Annotated in this window: 1 protein-coding gene; it reads left to right on the top strand. The window is 55.8% G+C overall.

What is annotated here, in order from left to right; translation table 11 throughout:
• Positions 1 to 242 (top strand): class I tRNA ligase family protein (locus MXD62_RS09485; protein WP_248828988.1); only part of this gene is annotated, 242 nt, incomplete at both ends.

Genomic DNA, 242 nt, shown 5'->3' with positions numbered 1-242 from the left:
CCAAGAAAACAACGCAGTCCGTACTCGTTACCGTTCTTGATCAGACATTGCGCCTGTTGCATCCGTTCATGCCGTTTATGACCGAGGAAATCTGGCAGGCTCTGCCGCACCAAGGCGAAAGCTTGACAGTTGCCGCTTGGCCGCGGGTGCAAGCAGCGTGGAGTTTCCCGGAAGCGGAGGCGGAAATGGCTCTGTTGATGGAAGTAATCCGCAGCGTGCGCAACATCCGTGCAGAAGTAAAC

Origin of the sequence: Frankia sp. Mgl5, from assembly GCF_023242985.1 — a bacterium.
GTDB lineage: Bacteria > Actinomycetota > Actinomycetes > Frankiales > Frankiaceae > Parafrankia > Parafrankia soli.
Note: the sequence above shows the minus strand (reverse complement) of the source record. Positions and strands in the feature narration are given on the sequence as shown.